This window comes from Enterobacter soli (assembly GCF_964208575.1).
Classification (GTDB): Bacteria; Pseudomonadota; Gammaproteobacteria; order Enterobacterales; family Enterobacteriaceae; genus Enterobacter; species Enterobacter soli_A.
In genome coordinates this window covers 1-287 of record NZ_CAXOFU010000055.1, presented here as the reverse complement: position 1 = coordinate 287, position 287 = coordinate 1, and the positions used below count along the sequence as shown (strand labels likewise).

Annotated in this window: 1 protein-coding gene; it reads right to left on the bottom strand. The window is 50.9% G+C overall.

The window, feature by feature from the left end; all coding sequences use genetic code 11:
• A partial coding sequence (locus AB6V08_RS23200) for an EF-Tu/IF-2/RF-3 family GTPase (RefSeq protein WP_368545103.1) occupies positions 1 to 287 on the bottom strand: 287 nt, incomplete at both ends.

Sequence of the window (287 nt, the reverse complement as noted above, 5' to 3'; positions counted from 1 at the left end):
TCACGTTTGATACCACGCAGCAGAACACCAACGTTCTCACCAGCACGGCCTTCGTCCAGCAGTTTGCGGAACATTTCAACGCCAGTACAGGTAGACTTAGCAGTCTCTTTGATACCAACGATTTCAACTTCTTCGCCAACTTTGATGATACCGCGCTCTACACGACCGGTAACAACGGTACCACGACCGGAGATGGAGAATACGTCTTCGATTGGCAGCAGGAATGGCTTGTCAATCGCACGCTCTGGTTCTGGGATGTAAGAATCCAGGAAGCCAGCCAGTTCGAT